The sequence below is a fragment of the Acidocella aminolytica 101 = DSM 11237 genome, from assembly GCF_900129125.1.
GTDB classification, from domain to species: Bacteria; Pseudomonadota; Alphaproteobacteria; order Acetobacterales; family Acetobacteraceae; genus Acidocella; species Acidocella aminolytica.
This window is the reverse complement of the sequence record NZ_FQVJ01000006.1, coordinates 93234-112157: the sequence shown is the minus strand read 5'-3', so window position 1 is coordinate 112157 and position 18924 is coordinate 93234. Positions and strand designations below refer to the sequence as shown.

Sequence of the window (18924 nt, the reverse complement as noted above, 5' to 3'; positions counted from 1 at the left end):
ACATTGCCTTGGCCAGTTCGATCGGCAACACTGGAGGGGCTCTATCAACCTTGAATTATGAGATGCGACTTCATGAGCGTGCCTGGTTATGAGATTTCGTCCGATGCAGCTAAAATTGATGTCGAGGTCGTATATCGATTTTTGAATGAAGAATCCTATTGGTCCCCTGGAATTCCCCGAGACATCGTAGAGAAAGCGATAAAAAACTCGCTCTGCTTTGGCATTTATTCGGAAGGTTCCCAGGTAGGCTTTGCACGGATTGTAACCGATAAGGCTACTTTTGCCCTCGTGGCAGACGTGTTCGTTTTAGAGGGCCATCGCGGAAAAGGTTTGTCTAAATGGTTGATGCGTGAAGTAATGGAACATGCGGACTTGAAAGGTCTCCGCAGGTTGCTGCTTCTGACGTCAGATGCCCATGCCCTCTACGCCCAATTCGGATTTACTGAAATCGGCAATCCGTGGCGATTTATGGAAGTGCTTCGTTCAGATATTTACACCAAACCCGCGTAACAACGAATTGCCTTCGCCCATAAAAATAAACCACGATCCGCGTTTCCCAAAGTCCCCGCAGGTGATGGCAGCTTTTGCAGAGCTGGATTCGGAAGCTGCCATGCCGCTTTCCTCCCAACCAAACCGCTCTGTATCCATCGCGTGGATCTCAGGCATAGGACGGGGAGCGGGACCGAATGCGAAATGGCAGGTCTGGATCAGCAAATGAGATAAACGGCCATTGGCGGCTACCGGTCGCGCCGGCAGTTCACGACCCTACCGAACCATAGCAAGGCGGCAACGTGCCATCCAGGACCGGTCCTTCGATCTCTCACCGCCAGCCAACCTGGCACCGTCGAGGTTTCAGCGTGACCAGTTCAGAATCTTGAAGGCTTACATGACCTTTTCGAATCGGAAGCCTTCGTCCAGGCCGGGAACTTCGTCGGGGCTTGGTCTGTGCTTGTCAGGATGATGGGTATTAAAAAACTCGACAATCTTGAAGCCACATTTGTTGACGTAGAAATGGATGTTCCGTTTCTCGAAATAGGGGGTATGTGTCTCCCAGGTCAGGGTCTGCGGATATCTCTGCTCGATCGCGATCCAGGCTTGGTACCCTAGCCCGCGTCCAATTTCACCAGACTTAATGAAAAAGAGATCAAGCGCGTTTCGGTGCGTCGTATCGTTAATAGTAACGATGGCGCCGCCCACCGGCTTGTTCTCACGGAGGATCCGCAAAACCACCGAATCAGGCGCGGCGATTGCCGTATCGAGTTCCTGATCGGAGGGGATCGGCCCATCCGGCAAAGCGCCATTTTCGGCGATGACGGCAATTGCAAAGGCTTCCTGCAGTTCCCTCTTGAAAGCCGGGTAGTCGGCTGCATCGGCAATGGCGAGGGTGATCGAACAGTTTGTCATGTCGTGTTTGTAGCCCATGGCGGTGTCACTTGTCCCAGTAAGCCGGAGCAAAGACCCGGAAAATCCCGGAGCAAAGGAAGCCGCCAACAGCCAGCGTCTGTTTCAACCTCGCCAGAAGGGTGATATCCGATATCCGCATATTTTGACCGCAAGCTGCCCTGCAGAAATCCCCCCAACTAAGCTACGCGGGCATACCGTCGATTGCGCCTCTTGCTTTGAAGGCCCCGGCGAGGAGAGCTACGACGGCAAAGCAGATCACGGCTGGTCCTGCGCCCGGTCCCGCCATCAGAAACCCGAAGAGCGGCGCTCCGGCGGTCTGGCCAACGGCGATGGTCAGGAACCCGATCATGAGCCCAGTCGCGGGACGGTCTGGCAGGGCGTGCGTTCCCCAAACGAGGTAGACCCCCGTCAACATCATGTACGCCGCGCCAAAGAGAGCGCCTCCGATCAATGCGAGTGCGGGAGTGGCAATACCTGATCCGACCGCGAGTATGCCCACTGCCATCAATCCCAGAAAAGTCCAGTGAACAGGGGCGAGACCGAACCGATTGACAAGGGTGCCGGCCCAGGCTCCGGCAATACCGCCAGCGCCGATGCAGGTCCAAAGGATGCCGGTCCCGGTCGGCCCCCAGTCCAGTTGTTGCGAGACGAGCTGACCTCCGAAGGACCACAGGGCGGTGCTCGCCGCTCCCATCAAGAATGACGCGGAGACCAGACGCAAGATCGAGCCATTCATCGGAGGCACACCGCCAGCGCCCTTGCCACCAGCGGAAGCAGGAAGGGAGACTGCAGCCGCAATCGCGAGCACCACCGCGACGGCGGCGAATGCGCCGAAAGCCAGCCGCCACTGTCCGGCAATGGCCAGGGCGATCGGCCCCGTCAGGGCCACACCCGCGCTCGTCCCGGCATTGATAACGGTGTTCACGAGATCCTGACGGCTCTTGCGCACCACGGCCGCCACGGCAGTGGCCATGGGCGGGGAGGCAAGACCCGTGCTCGACCCAGCCACCACCACGGCACCGGTAAGGATCAGCGGTGACGGCGCGAGCGCGATCCCGGCCATGCCGATTGCCGCGACTATGGCCGCCCCAACGGCGACGGCACGGGCGCCGACACGTTCGGTCAGGATGACCGAGGCAAGGATGGCGACGCAGTAGCCGGCGAAGGAGCCGCCGGAGATGATACCGCTGAGCGAGGGGCCGAGGCTCAGATCGCCGTCGATCTGCGGCAGGAACAGTCCAAAGGCGAAGCGGGCAAAGCCGTAACAGACCGCGATCAAGCCGAAGCCTGTCGCGCTGATGCGAAGGGTGGGGCTCATGTGCGTGCCTTCGCGATCAGGATGCTCGCCGCCGCCCGCGCGGCGGATACGGCGTCTGCGCCCCTGTAGACCGCCGCGTGGGTTGCCCCCTCAAGGAGAACCAGTACCTGCTCGGCCAGTATCGGGTCCTCGTGCCCGAGGTTCGCTTCGACGACCTGCTCGATCCGTCGGTGAAAAGCCGCCTTGTGCGCCGCGACCGCCTCGGCGATCTCGGGCGTGTCGCCGCCGGTCTCGGCGCGTGAGCGTAGGAACAGGCATCCCCGTGTTCCCTCGACACGGACCCAGTCCTCGAGAGCTGCAAACAGCGCGTCGACGGTCTGCACCTCGAACCGGGCCATGAAACGGCGGTTCCGCTCCATCAACACCCGCGCCATGAGTTGCGCCTTGTTGCCGGCGTGCTTGTAAAGCGTCCGGCTCGACATCCCAGCCGCCTCGGTCAGCCGATCCATGCCGGTGGCCATGTAGCCGTGACGGTCAAAGAGCCGCTCGGCGGCGACGATGAGCTTGGTGGTCATGTCCATGGTAAGCCTCGTTCGGTGTCCATGGGTACCAATGTAAAACGATCGTTGTACATTGCAAGTCAGTATAGTCCGAGATCGGCTTTGTCCCGCAGCAGTCGTTGCTGGCCAACGCCAACGAATGACTGCTACTGGGATTCGACGTTAAATAATAAAAGTCCTGTCACATTTTTCGGGGCTACCTCGTCTTATCTGCGCAACCGCAAATAGGAGCGATACTATGGAATCCCGCATCGATTACTATGCAGCAGCACCTGACGTCATGAAAGCAATGCTGGCTCTTGAGAAGGCCGTGGCGACCTCTGGCCTGGAGAAGAGCTTGATCGAGTTGGTTAAGACCCGCGCTTCCCAAATCAATGGCTGCGCCTTTTGCATTGACATGCACACAACGGACGCCATGAAGGGCGGCGAGACGGCGACCCGCCTGCTTCTGCTCGACGCCTGGCGCGAGGCGCCGTTTTATAGCTCGCGTGAACGGGCGGCCCTGGCCTGGACTGAGGCGTTGACGCTCATTTCCGAAACCCATGCCCCGGATGAGGACTGGGACGCGTTGAAGGCTGAATTCTCCGAGGGGGAGATCGTGAAGCTGTCTTTGCTCGTCGCGACCATCAATGCTTGGAACCGGCTGGCCATCGGCTTCCGCTCGGTTCCCGTGGGCAAATAGCAGATGGATGCGGCGGCGAGCTTTCTTCCGTATCGGGCGGCTTTGGTTGGTCTCGCCTATCGGATGACTGGCTCGCACGCCACGGCCGAGGATATAGCGCAGGAGGTTTTCCTGCGCTGGGAAGGGGCGGTGCGAGCGGAAATCTCGCTCCCCCGTGCGCGGCTGATGAAGACGGCGGCGCGGCTAGCCCTCGATCACTTGAAATCGGCTCAGGTACGACGGGAAGCCTATGTTGGGCCCTGGCTTCCGGAGCCCGTGCTGGAATATCAGGGCGCGCCGCAGGAGGAAGTCTGGGTGAGAGCCGAGAGTGTATCACTTGCCTTTCTTCTTACCCTTGAACGTCTCTCGCCGCCGGAGCGGGCCATTTTTATCCTGCACGACCTGTTTGACATGGGGTTCAACGAGATTGCGCCCCTTCTCCACAAGTCGGAGGCGGCGTGCCGACAAGTGGCGGTACGTGCCCGTCAACGTTTAGGCGAATCAAAGCCCCGTCACGAGGTTTCTGAGGCGGATGGCACGCGGTTGGCGAGAGCCTTTCTGACCGCGACCCAGACCGGCGATGAGGTGGCCCTGCGCGATCTGCTGGCCGAAGATGTGGTTCTGCATACCGACGGGGGTGGCATCCGCCCGGCAGCTCTTAATCTCATCCATGGCGCCGAGAAAACAGCGCGCATGCTTGCAAGGCTTGCGTTGAAGAAGGTGGGCGCGCCGGTCTCGTTATATTGCGGCCTCATCAACGGTATGCCCGGGTTCGTAACGAAGGAGCCGGACGGCTTGCCCCAGGTGACTGTCCTAGATATGGAGGACCAGCGTATCGCAGCGGTCTACATTATTCGAAATCCGGAAAAGCTAGCTACGATCGCTGCGGTGCTTGGCCTCTGATAGGTAAGATCCAGATAAAGTGAGATAGAAGCTAGGCAAAACAGATGCGTTGGGTGCTGCCTTGCCAGCATGTAGGAAGGGCCGTGAGCGGAATGGCAGCCTTTGGATTAAAAAGTGAGATAGCGGACATACTCTAAGTTTAAAAAGACTGGCTTTGCGGTACCGCTTGCGCCACTACTCACATTCCCTACAATTTAAGCCGCCATGCCGCTCATGCCAAATCATAGAGCAGCGCCGTTGGCAAGAAAGTTGCTGAACATCGGCTCATGGACTTCCGATTACCATGAAAATCCTGCTAGCCGATTCTAATGAAGTGCGTCGCGAGGCTCTAACTGCACAATTAATAAAGTTGGGTGCTGCTTTTTCGATCACTCCCTTGGCGGGAGAAGCGTCGTTAATGGCTGAAGTGGAACGGTTGCGGCCCGACGTGGTGTTGGTGGATATGGCTCGCCCGGACCGTGACATGCTGGATTCATTGCCTGCGTTAAATGGCGCTCCGCCTGTCGTGATGTTTCTCGACAATGACGACCCTGGCTTTATGCAACAAGCAATCAGCGCTGGGGTCAGTTCTTATCATGGGCAAGACGTGGCGCCGGATGCTGCCAAGCTGGTGATGCAACTGGCGGTGGCGTTTTTCCAGCGTAACCAGGAGGTCGCGGCGAAATTGCAGGAGGTAGAGGGGCAGGCTGCCCAGCGTCGTACCATTGACGCCGCCAAGCGCGTGTTGATGAAAGAGGAGCGGATGGGCGAGCCCGCCGCCCATCGGTTCCTGCAGCGCCGCGCGATGGACCAGCAGAAACGTCTGGCCGATGTGGCGGCTGATTATTTGGCCGCGCAGACGTGTAAGGGGCAGAAACCATGAATGAACCAATCCGCCTGGGGCTGTTGCGGCTATGCGACGCCGCGCCCGTGATCCTAGCCAAGCATGAAGGGCTATTTGCTGAGGCAGGACTGGAGGTGGCGCTTTCCATCGAGCCCTCTTGGGCGAATATAGCCGACAAGTTGGTCTATAATATGTTGGACGGGGCGGTGGTATTGCCGCCTCTAGCTATGGCCTGCGCGGCCGGGCTGCGCGGGCGGAAAGTGGCGCTAGCGGTGCCAATGAGCCTCTCCGCTGAGGGCAACAGCGTCACGCTTTCTGTTGCCTGCCAGGAGATTTTTAACCAACATGGCATGGCCGGGTTGGTGGCGCGCAAGCGTTTACGCCTGGCGGTGGTTCACGGCTTCTCTTCGCATGATTTGCTGCTGCGCCACTGGCTTACCACCCAGGGCGTCCAGCCGGACCAGGATGTGGAGATCACGGTGCTGCCGCCCGCTGAAATGGTCGGCAGCCTGGCTGCGGGCGCAATTGACGGGTTTTGTGTCGGCGCACCCTGGGGTTTGGTGGCAAACAAGGCGGGCATGGGCTTCACCGCTTGCCGCAGCCGGGATATCTGGCCGGGACATCCTGAAAAGTGCCTGACGCTGCAGGCGGATTTCGTGGCCACGGCGCCAGAGCGCCTGCACCTTATGCTGCAGGTTTTGCTGCGCACCCAGCGTGAATGTGCCGCCCCCGAATCGCGCGCCAAACTGGCGGCGTTGCTGGAGCGGCCGGAATATCTCGATCTTCCGGCGGACCTGTTGGCCGAGGCGCTGGATAGCGAAAAAGGTGGCCCCAGTTTCACCGCCCCTTACCCCTCCGTCACGCAGGCGCAATGGTATGCGCGGCAGATGCAACGTTGGAGCAAGGCTCCTGCTGGGCTGGAGGGCGTGACAGAGCAACTCTACCGTCCAGACCTATTCCTGTGCGCGGGTGGTGAGTGGGAAAAAGACGTACCGCCACCCCTGGAAGTCATGTATGAGTAAATATTGGTCTATATTTGCCTTTCTTTTGTTTTGAAGGATTAAAGTAAAGGCTGAACACGTTTTGGCTTGGCGTTTTTTCTAAAAAACACGCTTGAGTTCTCATCAGTATACCTGCTTCATCGCAATATGCGGCGTACATGCCGCGCACTTTCCGATCAACGGAGATTGAGAAAGTTAGAATTGGGGGCGAGCCCCATTCTTTGACGTAGCGGGCCAAAGATGGCCGGCGTGTGGCGCGATACGGCGCTACGACCAGGTGTTCAATGTCTCAAGCACTAGGCAAGAGCTTTCTCAAATCCGGCCATTTTGCCACATTGCTGGCCGCATTTCTGTATTTCGATCTCAGCTTCATGTGCTGGGTGTTGTTGGGACCGCTGGGCATTCAGATTGCCAAGGCGCTCAATCTCGACCCCGCCCATAAGGGTTTGATGGTCGCCACGCCGGTTCTGGCGGGTGCGCTGCTGCGGCTATTCACCGGCACGCTGGCCGACCATATCGGTGGCAAAAAGGCAGGTATCTTCTCGCAAATTGTTGTGATCCTCGGTCTTGTCGCCGCCTGGCTGTTCGGCGTACCGGGCTTTGCTGCCATTCTGGGGCTGGGCGTGGTGCTGGGCATGGCGGGGGCGTCCTTCGCTATCGCATTGCCGATGGCCGCACGTTGGTATCCGGTGGAGCATAAAGGCAAGGCCATGGGCCTGGCGGGGGCAGGAAATTTCGGCACCGTGCTGGCGGCTTTGTTCGCGCCTGGCCTCGGGTTGGTCTTTGGTTGGACTAATGTGTTTGGCATGGCAGCGGGTGTGATGCTGGTGGTGCTGGTGCTGTTCATTATCCTCGCCAAAGATGCACCGGAGCAGGTGGCGAAGAAAAATCTTAGCTACTACCTACGGGTTCTCGGCATGAAGGACACGTACTGGTTCATGCTGTTCTATGGTGTGACCTTCGGCGGTTTTGTCGGGCTCGCCTCTTCCTTGCCAATTTACTTCCACACACAATACGGCCTCACCCCGGTGCAGGCGGGCTATTCAAGCGCGGCCTGTGTGTTTGTGGGCTCGTTGTTCCGGCCCATCGGCGGCTGGCTGGCGGACCGTGTGGGCGGCATCAACGTGCTGGCGGTGCTTTACGCACTGGCCTGTGCGGCGCTGGTTACGGTGAGTTTCGGTTTGCCAAATTCGGCTTCTGCGCTGGGCACTTTCGCCATCGCCATGTTCGCGTTGGGCACCGGTAATGGTGCAGTGTTCCAGCTTGTCCCAGTGCGGTATGTGAAAGAGATCGGCGTCGTCACCGGTGTGGTTGGTTGCGCGGGCGGGCTGGGAGGCTTTTTCTTGGCATCTTCCCTCGGCTTTTCAAAGCAATGGACTGGATCTTACCAGGATGGTTTCCTGATCTTCGCTGTTGTTTCATTGATTGCCTTCATTGGCATCAACATTGTCCGCAATGAATGGCGCATGAGCTTTTCTCGCGGTTATGAAGAAGGTTCCGTTCGTATCTGACAAAACGCGATCCCCAGCACTGGAACGTGCCGGGGCATGTAATCATAAGGAGTGTTCGCCGTGGGCGTCGAAAAATTGGTGATAGTCGGAAACGGCTTGGCCGGAATGCGAACAGTTCAGGAAATTCTTAAGCGCGCACCTAGGAAATTCGAAATAGCGGTGTTTGGTGCAGAAGTTCATCCGAACTACGATCGTATCATGCTTTCACCGTTGCTGGCGGGTGACAAGAGTTTCGATCAGATCGTGATCAACTCGCTCGACTGGTACAAGGAAAACCAGATCGATCTGGTGGCGGGCGAGCATGTGGACTGGATTGACCGCGCGAAAAAGATCGTGCGCGGACATGGTGGTACGGAGCGCGCTTACGATAAGTTGCTGATTGCTACCGGATCTAACCCAATCACGCTGCCGCTGCCTGGTGCCGGGCGGCCGGGTGTGATGACCTTCCGTTCCAAGGCGGATGTGGACGACATGCTGGCCATTGCCCAACCCAGCCGGAAAGCCGTGGTCATAGGCGGCGGGCTGCTGGGGCTTGAGGCGGCGCATGGGCTTAATCTGCGCGGCATGGAGGTGGCGGTGGTGCATCTGATGCCTACCCTCATGGAACGCCAGTTGGATTCCTCAGCCGCGCACCTACTGGAGCAGAATCTTTTGGCCCGGGGAATGCAAATTTTTACTGATGCCAACACAGAAGAATTGGAAGGCGAAGGTGAAGACGGTGCCGTTACCGCCGTGCGCCTGAAGGACGGCACGCGCATTGAGGCAGATCTGGTGGTGATGGCTGTTGGCATCCGCCCCAATGCGGGGCTGGCCCGCGCCGTGGGGCTGGAGTGCGACCGGGGCATCAAGGTTGACGCCGCGATGCGCACCTCAGACCCGGATGTATTTGCGATCGGCGAATGCATCGAGTTCGAGAAGCAATGTTTTGGCTTGGTGGCGCCCATTTGGGACATGGCGAAAATCGCGGCGGATCATCTCACCGGCGTCGCGCAAACCGCTTTCGCGCCCGTGGCCACGGGCACGCGCCTGAAGGTCTCGGGCATCGAGATGTTTTCGGCGGGTGATTTCCTGGGCGGCGAGGGCGCTGAGGATATTGTGCTGCGCGATGCCGCGCGCGGTGTTTATAAACGCCTAGTCCTGAGGGAAAACCGGCTGGCCGGTGTGGTGTGCTTTGGGGATGCATCCGATTCCAACTGGTATTTCCAGCTTCTGAAGGATGGCGAGGATCTCGGTGCCTTACGGGAAACCGTGATTCACGGTCCTGTGAGCACGGCTGCGGACCCGCATGAGAGCCTGGCGATGTTGGGCGAGGATGCCGAGATTTGTGGCTGCAATGGCGTGAAGAAAGGCACCATCGTCAAGGCTATCGAAGCCGGCAGCGCCAGCGTGGATGATGTGCGCGCCTGCACCAAGGCTTCGGCATCTTGTGGCTCTTGCACGGGGTTAGTGGAAGGGCTGCTGAAGCTCACCCTGGGTGCCGACTTTAAGCCCGCCACGGTGAAGCCGATGTGCAAATGCACCAGCCATGGGCACGATGAGGTGCGCCAGCGCATTCGCTCCCAAGGTCTCAAGAGTATTCCCGCCGTGATGCAGGCGCTGGAATGGACCACGCCCGATGGCTGCGCCTCCTGCCGCCCGGCCTTGAATTTCTATCTGTTGTGCGAATGGCCCGGAGAATATCAGGATGATTCGCGATCACGCTTCGTAAACGAGCGTGTGCACGCCAATATCCAAAAGGACGGCACTTATTCCGTCGTTCCGCGTATGTGGGGTGGGGTCACCTCCGCGAAGGAGCTGCGTGCCATAGCCGATGTGTGCGAGAAATTCGCAATCCCCACGGTGAAGATCACCGGTGGCCAGCGCGTGGATATGTTTGGCGTGAAAAAGGAGGATCTGCCCGCGGTATGGGCGGACCTCAACGCCGCCGGTATGGTTTCTGGCCATGCTTATGGCAAGGCATTGCGCACCGTGAAAACCTGCGTGGGGTCCGAATGGTGCCGCTTCGGCACGCAGGATTCCACCGCTATGGGCATCGCGCTGGAAAAGATGACCTGGGGCTCTTGGCATCCGCATAAGGTGAAGTTGGCTGTCTCAGGCTGCCCGCGCAATTGCGCGGAAGCGACGATCAAGGATTTCGGCGTGGTGGCTACCGAGGCCGGATGGGACCTGCATGTTGGCGGCAATGCCGGCATAAAGGTTCGTGCCACGGATCTGCTCTGCAAGGTAACGACGGATGATGAGGTTCTAGAATATTGTGGTGCATTCTTGCAACTTTACCGGCAAGAGGCGCGCTATCTGGAACGCACGGCCCCGTGGGTGGAGCGTGTGGGTCTCAAATATGTGCAGGCGCAGATGGTTGATGACGAGGCAAACCGCAAAGCGCTCTATGCGAAATTTCTGTATGCGCAAAGCTTCTCGCAGATCGATCCCTGGGCTGAGGAAGCCTCGAAACATCGGCAGAAATATCAACCGCTTGCGGAGTTGGTGTAATGAACATGATCTCTCCGATTTTCACAGACGTCGGTGCCCTCGCTGATATTCCTCGTCTTGGTGCGCGCTGTGTGAAAACCGCCATGGGCGACATCGCCATCTTCCGCACTGCAGATGACCGCGTGTTCGCCCTGCGCGATCAATGCCCGCACAAGCACGGCCCGCTCAGCCAGGGCATCGTGCATGGCACCTCCGTCACTTGCCCGCTGCACGCCTGGGTGATCTCGTTGGAAACCGGTGAGGTGGAGGGGCCGGATGATGGATGTACCAAGCGTTTTAGTGTGAAGCTGGAAAATGGCCGCGTGTTGCTGGCGGTAGCGCCATGAGCCGCGTGTTTCTGGCCGGGGCGGGGCCGGGCAACCCGGACCTGCTCACAGTAAGGGCACTGCGCCTGCTGCAAATTTCTACCGTTATTCTGCATGATTCGCTGGTGAGCGAGGAGATCCTCGCTCTTGCCAATCCGGCAGCGCAGCTTATCGATGTTGGCAAACGCTGCGGCCGCCATTCCGCGACGCAGGACGAGATTTGCGCGCTGTTGGTGCAGGAGGCACTGGCCAGCGACGGCATCGTGCTGCGGTTGAAAGGCGGCGACCCGATGATCTTCGGCCGCGCTACGGAGGAAATGCAGGCGCTGGAAGCGGCCGGTATCGCTTATGAGATTGTGCCCGGCATCACTGCTGCCCTGGCGGCATCCGCCTCGCTCAAGCGCTCACTCACCCAGCGCCTGGTGTCGCGCGCGGTGCATTTTGTCGCGGGCCATGCGGCGGATGGTTCAATCCCCGGGCATGATTTTGCCGCCCTGGCGCAGAAGGGCGGCACTCTGGCGGTGTATATGGGCGCGCAAAGTTTCGGCGGCTTCGCGGCGCATCTGGTGGAAGGCGGGCTGGACCCGGCAACGCCAGCCCTCGCCATCGAGAATGTCTCAAGGCCGGATGAGCGTATCATCAACAGCACGGCGGGTAGCTTGCCCGGAGCTCTGCGCGAAGCAGGGGAGGGGCCGGTGCTGATTCTGGTTGGCGATGCGTTGGCAAAACGCCACCCCGCCAGCCTTCTGGCCGAAGCTTTTGCCTGAGGCCGAGCAATTGGATGGCATGAACACAGAAGCCGTAAAATCCGTCTGCCCCTTTTGCGGGGTGGGGTGTGGCATTGTGCTGCAGGTGGAAGATGGGCGCGTCACCAAGGTCAGCGGGGACAAATCTCACCCCGCCAACAAGGGGCGGCTCTGCACCAAGGGCCAGACATGCCACGTGCCGCTGACGCAAGGGCGTTTGGCCAGCGCCTATCTGCGTCCGGTGCGGGAGGATGAGCAACGGCCCGTGCCCCTAAGCATGGCGATTGCGCAAACTGCAAGGCAGCTTCAAGAGGTTATTGAGGCACATGGCCCGGATGCAGTGGGCTTCTATATCTCCGGCCAAATGTCTCTGGAGGCGCAATATCTCGCCAACAAGCTGGCGAAAGGTTTCATTCGTACACGCCATGTCGAGGCCAATTCCCGCCTTTGCATGGCCAGCGCCGCCTCTGGCTACAAGCTTTCTCTAGGCGCGGATGCACCGCCCGGCTCCTATGACGATCTGGACCATGCCGATACCTTCCTGGTCATCGGCGCCAACATGGCGGATTGCCACCCCATTCTGTTCCTGCGCCTTATGGATCGCGTTAAGCAGGGTGCCAAGCTGATCGTGGTGGACCCGCGCCGCAGCGCTACGGCGGACAAGGCGGATCTGTTCCTGCAACCTAGGCCAGGCAGCGACATCGCGCTCATCAACGGTATTCTGCGTCTGCTGCACGAGGCGGGGAAAACCGATCCCGCCTTCATCGCCGCCCATACCGAAGGGTGGGGCGCGATGCTGCCCTTGCTGGAAGACTACACCCTGCTGCGCGTGGCGGAGATGACCGGGCTGGCAGAGGCCGATATTCGTCAGGCCGCCGCATGGATCGGCCGCAGCCGGCGTTTCGTCAGCCTTTGGACGATGGGACTGAACCAGAGCGTACGAGGCACTTGGAACACCAATGCGCTTTGCAATCTGCATCTGGCCACCGGCGCCATCTGCCGCACCGGCGCGGGGCCATTCTCCCTTACCGGCCAGCCCAACGCCATGGGCGGGCGCGAGATGGGCTATATGGGCCCTGGCCTGCCCGGCCAGCGTTCGGCAAAAAATGCGGAAGACCGCGCCTTCACCGAAACCATCTGGAACCTGCCCCTAGGCACGTTGCGAAACGCCCCCGCTACTGGGGCGGTGGATATGTTTGATGAGATGGCGCAAGGCCGAATCAAGGCATGTTGGATCATCTGTACCAACCCGGTGGCCAGCATGCCGGCGCGCAGCCGCACCATCGCCGGGCTGAAGGCGGCGGAATTGGTGATTGTACAGGATGCCTATCTGGACACGGAAACCGCCCCCTATGCGGATATTCTGCTGCCTGGTGCCCTATGGGCCGAGGCGGACGGGGTGATGGTGAACTCCGAACGAAACATGACGCTTGCTTCCCAGGCCGTGCCCCCGCCCGGCGAGGCGATGGCGGATTGGCAATTGTTGGCGGAGGTGGCCAAAGCCATGGGCTATTCTGGCTTCGCCTATGACAACGCCGCCGAAATCTTCGATGAAATCAGGCGGTTTTCCAATCCCCGCACCGGCTACGATATTTCCGGCGCCAGCCATGCCCGGTTGGCGCAAACCCCTCTGCAATGGCCCATCGGCCCGGAGGCCGCGTCACGCAATCCGGTGCGCTACATGGAAAGCGGCGCGCCACTTTTTCCCGCCGCCTCCGGCAGGGCGCAGTTCTACCCACGCCCCTGTATGCCGCCCGCCGAGATGCCGGATGAGGCGTTTCCTTTCACCCTGAATACCGGCCGGGTGCAGCACCAGTGGCACACCCTCACCAAAACCGGGAAAGTGCCCGCCCTCAACAGGCTCAATACCGGCCCGTTCGTGGAGATTCACGCGCAGGATGCTGCGGCGTTAGGGCTCCTGGAGGGGGACAGCCTGGAACTGCGTTCCCGCCGTGGCCGCGCTGTGCTGCCCGCTTTGGTCAGCGGCCGCGTGCAGCCCGGTTGCTTGTTCGCTCCCTTTCATTGGAACGATGTGTTCGGGGACGATCTCGCCATCAACCAGATCACCAATGCTGCGGTGGACGAAATTTCCCTACAGCCGGAATATAAAATCTGCGCTGTGGCGCTGGCGCGGGTGGAAGCCATTAAGCCGGCCATGCTTGTGCCTGAAGCGCCGGCGCCCATGAGCGCGCTTCTGGGAACCAAAATCGCCCTGCCGGAACTGGCGGTGGAAGAGCGGCTTTATCTGCACGGCTTCCTGCAAGGCTATAGCCTGAACCCCACTGGAATCCCCAAATTGCCCGCCAACGCGCCGCTGGCGCCGGAGCGGTTGCTCTATCTCAACGGCCTGCTGGCAGGGTTGCTTTCCCGCGCACCGGAACCAGGGGCGGCGGCAGTGACCATTCTCTACGCCTCGCAAACCGGCACGGCGGAGGGGTATGCGCGGGAGGCAGCGCAGCGCCTGAATGCCGAAGTGCGGGCATTGAATGATGTGACCCCATCCGCGCTCTCCGGCACGGTGTTCGTGTTTGCCAGCACTTTTGGAGATGGCGAGGCGCCGGATAATGGCGACCGCTTTTGGCAAGCCCTGGCAGCGGAAACCGCGCCGAGACTGGAGGCATTGCGCTTTGGCGTACTGGCCTTCGGGGATTCGGCTTACGCCCAGTTCTGCGGCTTTGGCGCCCGGCTGGAAACACGCCTGGCCGCGCTGGGCGCGCAGCCCTTGCTGCCGCGTTGGAATTGCGAGCCGGGCGAGGATGACAAGGTGCAAACCTGGCTGGCGCGAGCGCAAGAAGCTCTCGGCCAGCAGGAAGCCGCCCTGGCTCCAACGGCGACGCCCGCTATTTCCCGCGCCAACCCGTTCCTGGCGCGGTTGGCCGGTAATCGCCGCTTGAATGCCTCAGGTTCCGAAAAGGAAACGCGGCATCTGGTGTTTGATCTGGCCGAATCCGGCCTCAGCTATCAGCCAGGTGATGCATTGGGCGTCTGGCCGGAAAACGATCCAGCTCTGCTGGAGGAGATGGCCAAGCTGATGGGGCTAGCCCCCGAGGCGTTGGCTAAGCGCGATATTTCCCGCCTGACTCCGCCGCTGCTGGCCTTCTGCGCCGAGCGCGATCCGGCGCTGGCCGTACAACTCCCGGCGCAGGATGACCCAACCCGGCAGGCTTGGCTTTGGGGCCGGCAATTACGGGATGTGCTGGTGGAATTTACCGTTTGCGCCACGCCGGAGGAATGGCTGGGTGTTTTAAAACCGCTCACCCCGCGCCTTTATTCTATTTCCTCCAGTCAGAGTGTTCATCCCGGTGAAGTGCATCTGACAGTGAACATCGTTCGCCATGAATTCGCCGGCCGGCCCAGTGGCGGGCTCTGCTCGCGCTTTCTGGCGGACCGCGCAACGGGGGCCGGGCTGTTCATTCAGCCCTCCGGGCATTTTCATCTGCCGGCGGACGATGCCACGTCCATCATCATGATCGGTCCGGGTACCGGCATTGCGCCGTTCCGGGGGTTTTTGCAGGAGCGCCGAGCCCGTAACGCCAAGGGCCGCAACTGGTTGGTGTTCGGTGAGCAACGGGAAGCCAGCGATTTCTATTATCGTGAAGAGTTGGAGGCGCTGGCGCGCGATGGATTTCTGCATCACCTCACCACGGCTTTCTCGCGTGACCAAGTGCAAAAAATCTATGTGCAGGACAGGCTGCGTGAGGAAGGCGCACAGCTTTGGACGTGGCTTCAGGATGGTGCGCATCTTTATATCTGTGGCGATGCCGCGTGCATGGCAAAAGATGTACACGAAAGCCTATGTGGAATTCTTGGCTTACACGGCTGCATGGACCGAAGCGCTGCTAACGCATATTTAGATAAAATGATTACTGATAAGCGCTATCTTCGGGATTTGTACTGAAACTTAATTGTTTTTGGAAGGCTAACGAAAATTTCTTTTGAGTAGCGTCTGATATGGCAAGCTTTCCAATTTTATAGCTGACAAGCCAGCCAGCAGCGAGTTCTACAGGTTTGTCGGCGTTGAGCTGCTTTGGCCTAGAATCAGCACCGAACTGGTTATAAGCGTATCCAACAGGTCCTGTTATGAAGGGCCGATTTCTGCCTGTCCGGTTTGGAGCGGAAAATAGGGTAAGCTGCCATTATTGGCCGGAGGAGTTCGCGCCTAAAGATGATGTCCTGTGGCAGCTATTGAAACACCGATCGACACGGCCCAAAGTAGGCACAAATACTTATGATTGCGTGACGTAGCGGTTGGGGTCGACGGGGAGTAAATGAATTGCTTGTTGCAGATATGATGCATCCCGAAGGGCGCGTTTTCATGAAGAGCGAGTTCGGGCCTATTAGCGACGAGTGGCCGTGCTTCTCCTTCACAAAAAAGAGCGTGGGCCAACGGCTTCAGACTGAGTTTCGACCTGGCCGTGACATTATTGTCTATGTAGGTACAACAAACCCTGAGACTACAGAAAACCCGGACCATCGAAGCCGTTTGATATCGGCCGTATCGATAGAGCCGAATCAAATCTTGGACACATCTAAGATTGTTCCCGAACATATGTGGGAATGGTCTGTGTCTACGTGGGGTGAAAAATGGCAATACTCCATGGCTGCGATAGATGCCGCACTCATGATTGGTCCGCCATTTCCTGAAGCAAGAGCCGTCGCACCCACGGCTTATACATCATTTGCCGAGATTCAGAATCGTGGCAATGTTGTTGAGGCATTAGGTGAGGAGCGTGCTTTAATTATGGCGCTTGCTGTTGAGCGTATTGCCTTAAAGCTGGCCGAGCCTGTTCAGCGGTATATGAACCTAATGCGTTCAGCGCTAATTCCCGACAAGACTGTTAAACAGGAAGCTTACCGGATTGCTGAAAATATTCTTGATCGGCTTCGTAAAGGTGGCGAGGTCAGTTCACGCCTAAACCCCGTAAGAGCCGCGCCCAATCTATCGGATTTGATCGCGCTCATTACGCAGAAATGGCAAGATGATCAGAAGGGAAAATGCGCTCTCTGCGGCGGAAGTCTTGTGCAAACAAAAAGCTCGATGCTTCAACCGTCGCCTGACCGGATCGATAGTACAAATGTTAACTATGATGATAAAAACCTACAAATCACTCATTTGGCCTGTAACTTAGCAAAAAACAAATGGGGAATTTCTGATTTCAAGGATTGGCTTGCAATAGTGCAGGCGGGAGCCTTGGCATCTGATCAAATCGGCGAGAGAAGGTAAGCTACGTGGCCCAACTCCCCGTGTCTGCTCTCGGGCGTGCTGAAACTGGCCCAAAAGTGCCGTCATGGGCGTCTGACGGCCGGGAGGTCAAATTTTTGTGATGAATCGTATTAATAGACATTCCCGATTGCACGACGCCCCCGTCCTAAAGGCCAACGGGCCGGAGGAGACTGTCAACGGCGACAGTCCCAAAACAAAATAAATCTATCTATTCCCAAACCCCATAAATATCATGCTCCGCCCAGATTATAGCTTTTGCAGAAACGTTACAATATGCCTTATATGAGCTCAAGTTGAAAAATTTTCTCGCTCTTGGAATTTGATTATGGCAAAAACTTATCATCCGATAGGTGATGAAATTGATCTTGAGCCCGGGACCCATCTCGTTTCAAGGCGCCTTGGTTACACTCATCACGGTATCTACATTGGCGATGGATTGGTCATCCACTATTCCGGTTTAGCCCACGATCTTAAACCCGGCATGGTAGAAGTCACCAAATTTAGTGACTTTCGTGGAAATCAATTGGTTTGGGTTCGTCCCCACCCAAATGCGCCGCATCACGGTGAACAAATTGTGAAGCGGGCACGATCACGTCTCGGGGAGGATGGATATTCAGTTTTCGGCAACAATTGTCAGCATTTCGTCAATTGGTGCATATATGGAAAGCATGAAAGTTCGCAAGTTGATTGGGGAGTTGGAGGGCTTGTTGCAGTTGCCACCGGCCTAATAAGCCAGCTTGCAAACTTCGCCGTAAGTGTGGCCGGAAGCGTTTCGGGGCTAAGCGCAGCCGGAATAATGTCAGGCATAAAGGCTCTTTCCTTCGGTTTCGGTGGCGCTGTCGGCGGTTTAATTCTAACACCAGTAACTATTGGCGTTCTGATATCTGCTTTGATGCACCGATATATTTTGAATGTTCAGAAGGAGCATTCAAAGTCAGAAAAATTGGCTCGTCGTATTGGACAAGTTTCGAGCTATCTCTCCGGCGTCGCGGCCTCGGCTGGTGGTGTAGCCCTAATTTCAACTTATGGGGCGACTGCTGGACTTGGCGCGGCAGGAATAACAAGTGGCTTGGCAACAATAGGTAGCATAGTCGGCGGTGGCATGGCAGCAGGCACGATAATGGTCATGGCTGCGCCTGCGGTCGCAGCACTCGCTGGCGGCTATGGCGCATACAAGATAGCACAACATTTTCTCAAACCAGATCAGTCAATCACATCAAAGCCGCCACAGCTACCTTCTCCTGGAAGCGATGGCACTAACCCGGCATTACCTCCTCCGATATCTTCTTCATGAACGCAATGAGCGTAGGCGGGTGACGCCTACCATTGATGTGCCTACTGGTCGCCTGCTCACCAAACTCCGGGAAGGATGGAAGGTGTTGCTTGCCACACACTCCGCTTTCCCACGTATCAAAAAATGAGATGTAGAAAACAGGGAGATCTCTATTCTTCATGGTGGTAGGCATACAAAGCGTTCGCGATCGCATCAGCCCAGAGATACTTAACCTTGCCTGATTTAACTGAAGCATTCTTTGCAAATTGGCTGCCTTGCTCAACGATTTCCGTTAGATTAGCATTCATGGCCCGATGAATTGCAGCCCATTTTCTGTAAGCCATTTCTGACGTTTCATCCTCATCCCTATAAAGTTTAAGCTCCTCGTTCGCTCGACCGAAATCTCCCTTGTGCTTAAATACGAGATGTGTCCAGATACTTCGAGTGTTGGCAATCCAACAAACTTGCGGATTAAGCATGCATGATGCTTCGGAACCAACTCCGATTTGAAAATACTTTAGGCCGGCCATTCGTATTATGTCAGGAACATCATTAGCGTTTTTTACAGCGTACAGTGTCTCCGCGACATTAAACAAGCGCTTTGCCGCGTTTGGATTCTGACTCAATATCAAAGGTCCGAGGCCATGCTCTCGTGCACTGTAGTTTCCGTGGTCATCGCTGATTCCTACGAGTAACTTTGCAAACTGGATGGTTTGTCTTCTTTCATGCAAAATCCCTAACTGTTTATGAACTTTCATTCTAGAC

At 57.8% G+C, this 18924-nt stretch carries 17 protein-coding genes; 12 read left to right on the top strand and 5 right to left on the bottom strand.

Annotation, left to right across the window (positions count from 1 at the left end):
- Positions 1-72: 72 nt before the first annotated feature.
- Positions 73-510 carry a GNAT family N-acetyltransferase gene (locus BUB54_RS05160; protein WP_048878522.1) on the top strand — a complete coding sequence of 146 codons (438 nt, stop codon included), beginning with the start codon at positions 73-75 and terminating at the stop codon, positions 508-510.
- Here the strand turns inward: BUB54_RS05160 and BUB54_RS20190 are convergent.
- The 4 genes from BUB54_RS20190 to BUB54_RS05145 form a co-directional block, all read right to left on the bottom strand.
- On the bottom strand, positions 484-666 hold the full coding sequence (locus tag BUB54_RS20190; protein ID WP_139284803.1) for a hypothetical protein: 183 nt from the start codon (positions 664-666) through the stop codon (positions 484-486). The two genes, BUB54_RS05160 and BUB54_RS20190, sit on opposite strands and share 27 nt — an antisense overlap.
- Positions 667-882: 216 nt before the next feature.
- Entirely contained in the window at positions 883-1422 is a 540-nt protein-coding gene (locus tag BUB54_RS05155) for a GNAT family N-acetyltransferase (RefSeq protein ID WP_241869356.1), read from the bottom strand.
- Positions 1423-1585: 163 nt separating this feature from the next.
- Positions 1586-2722 (bottom strand): MFS transporter, encoded by a 1137-nt coding sequence (locus BUB54_RS05150; RefSeq protein WP_048878521.1) that lies wholly within the window; start codon positions 2720-2722, stop codon positions 1586-1588.
- The gene (locus tag BUB54_RS05145; protein ID WP_048878520.1) at positions 2719-3243 is read right to left on the bottom strand and encodes a TetR/AcrR family transcriptional regulator; all 525 of its coding nucleotides are present in this window, start codon (positions 3241-3243) and stop codon (positions 2719-2721) included. Before BUB54_RS05145 ends, BUB54_RS05150 begins: the two co-directional genes overlap by 4 nt.
- Before the next feature lie 217 nt (positions 3244-3460).
- Here BUB54_RS05145 and BUB54_RS05140 point away from each other — a divergent pair, with 217 nt between their 5' ends.
- The 11 genes from BUB54_RS05140 to BUB54_RS05090 all read left to right on the top strand — a co-directional run bounded on the left by BUB54_RS05140 (position 3461) and on the right by BUB54_RS05090 (position 18180).
- The gene (locus BUB54_RS05140; RefSeq protein ID WP_048878519.1) at positions 3461-3904 is read left to right on the top strand and encodes a carboxymuconolactone decarboxylase family protein; all 444 of its coding nucleotides are present in this window, start codon (positions 3461-3463) and stop codon (positions 3902-3904) included.
- Positions 3905-3907: 3 nt separating this feature from the next.
- Entirely contained in the window at positions 3908-4786 is an 879-nt protein-coding gene (locus tag BUB54_RS05135) for a sigma-70 family RNA polymerase sigma factor (RefSeq protein WP_048878518.1), read from the top strand.
- Positions 4787-5183: 397 nt separating this feature from the next.
- A complete protein-coding gene (locus BUB54_RS05130; protein WP_241869355.1) occupies positions 5184-5648 on the top strand; it encodes an ANTAR domain-containing response regulator in 465 nt (154 codons plus the stop codon).
- The gene (locus tag BUB54_RS05125; protein ID WP_048878516.1) at positions 5645-6631 is read left to right on the top strand and encodes a CmpA/NrtA family ABC transporter substrate-binding protein; all 987 of its coding nucleotides are present in this window, start codon (positions 5645-5647) and stop codon (positions 6629-6631) included. The genes BUB54_RS05130 and BUB54_RS05125 overlap by 4 nt, the downstream gene beginning before the upstream one ends.
- 263 nt (positions 6632-6894) lie before the next feature.
- A complete protein-coding gene (locus BUB54_RS05120; RefSeq protein ID WP_048878515.1) occupies positions 6895-8121 on the top strand; it encodes a nitrate/nitrite transporter in 1227 nt (408 codons plus the stop codon).
- Positions 8122-8226: 105 nt separating this feature from the next.
- A complete protein-coding gene (gene nirB / locus BUB54_RS05115; RefSeq protein WP_241869354.1) occupies positions 8227-10611 on the top strand; it encodes a nitrite reductase large subunit NirB in 2385 nt (794 codons plus the stop codon).
- Positions 10611-10937, top strand: a complete 327-nt coding sequence (nirD, locus tag BUB54_RS05110; protein ID WP_048878514.1) for a nitrite reductase small subunit NirD — start codon at positions 10611-10613, stop codon at positions 10935-10937. The genes nirB and nirD overlap by 1 nt, the downstream gene beginning before the upstream one ends.
- On the top strand, positions 10934-11683 hold the full coding sequence (cobA, locus tag BUB54_RS05105) for a uroporphyrinogen-III C-methyltransferase (RefSeq protein WP_048878513.1): 750 nt from the start codon (positions 10934-10936) through the stop codon (positions 11681-11683). Before nirD ends, cobA begins: the two co-directional genes overlap by 4 nt.
- 19 nt (positions 11684-11702) lie before the next feature.
- The gene (locus BUB54_RS05100; protein ID WP_048878538.1) at positions 11703-15560 is read left to right on the top strand and encodes a bifunctional nitrate reductase/sulfite reductase flavoprotein subunit alpha; all 3858 of its coding nucleotides are present in this window, start codon (positions 11703-11705) and stop codon (positions 15558-15560) included.
- A 417-nt stretch (positions 15561-15977) separates the two neighbouring features.
- The gene (locus BUB54_RS05095; protein ID WP_241869353.1) at positions 15978-16886 is read left to right on the top strand and encodes a hypothetical protein; all 909 of its coding nucleotides are present in this window, start codon (positions 15978-15980) and stop codon (positions 16884-16886) included.
- A 325-nt stretch (positions 16887-17211) separates the two neighbouring features.
- Complete coding sequence (locus BUB54_RS05090; RefSeq protein WP_073211325.1) at positions 17212-18180, top strand: lecithin retinol acyltransferase family protein; 969 nt, start codon at positions 17212-17214, stop codon at positions 18178-18180.
- Positions 18181-18329: 149 nt separating this feature from the next.
- Here BUB54_RS05090 and BUB54_RS05085 read toward each other — a convergent pair whose 3' ends face one another.
- Positions 18330-18917 carry a hypothetical protein gene (locus tag BUB54_RS05085; RefSeq protein WP_139284802.1) on the bottom strand — a complete coding sequence of 196 codons (588 nt, stop codon included), beginning with the start codon at positions 18915-18917 and terminating at the stop codon, positions 18330-18332.
- Positions 18918-18924 lie beyond the last annotated feature (7 nt).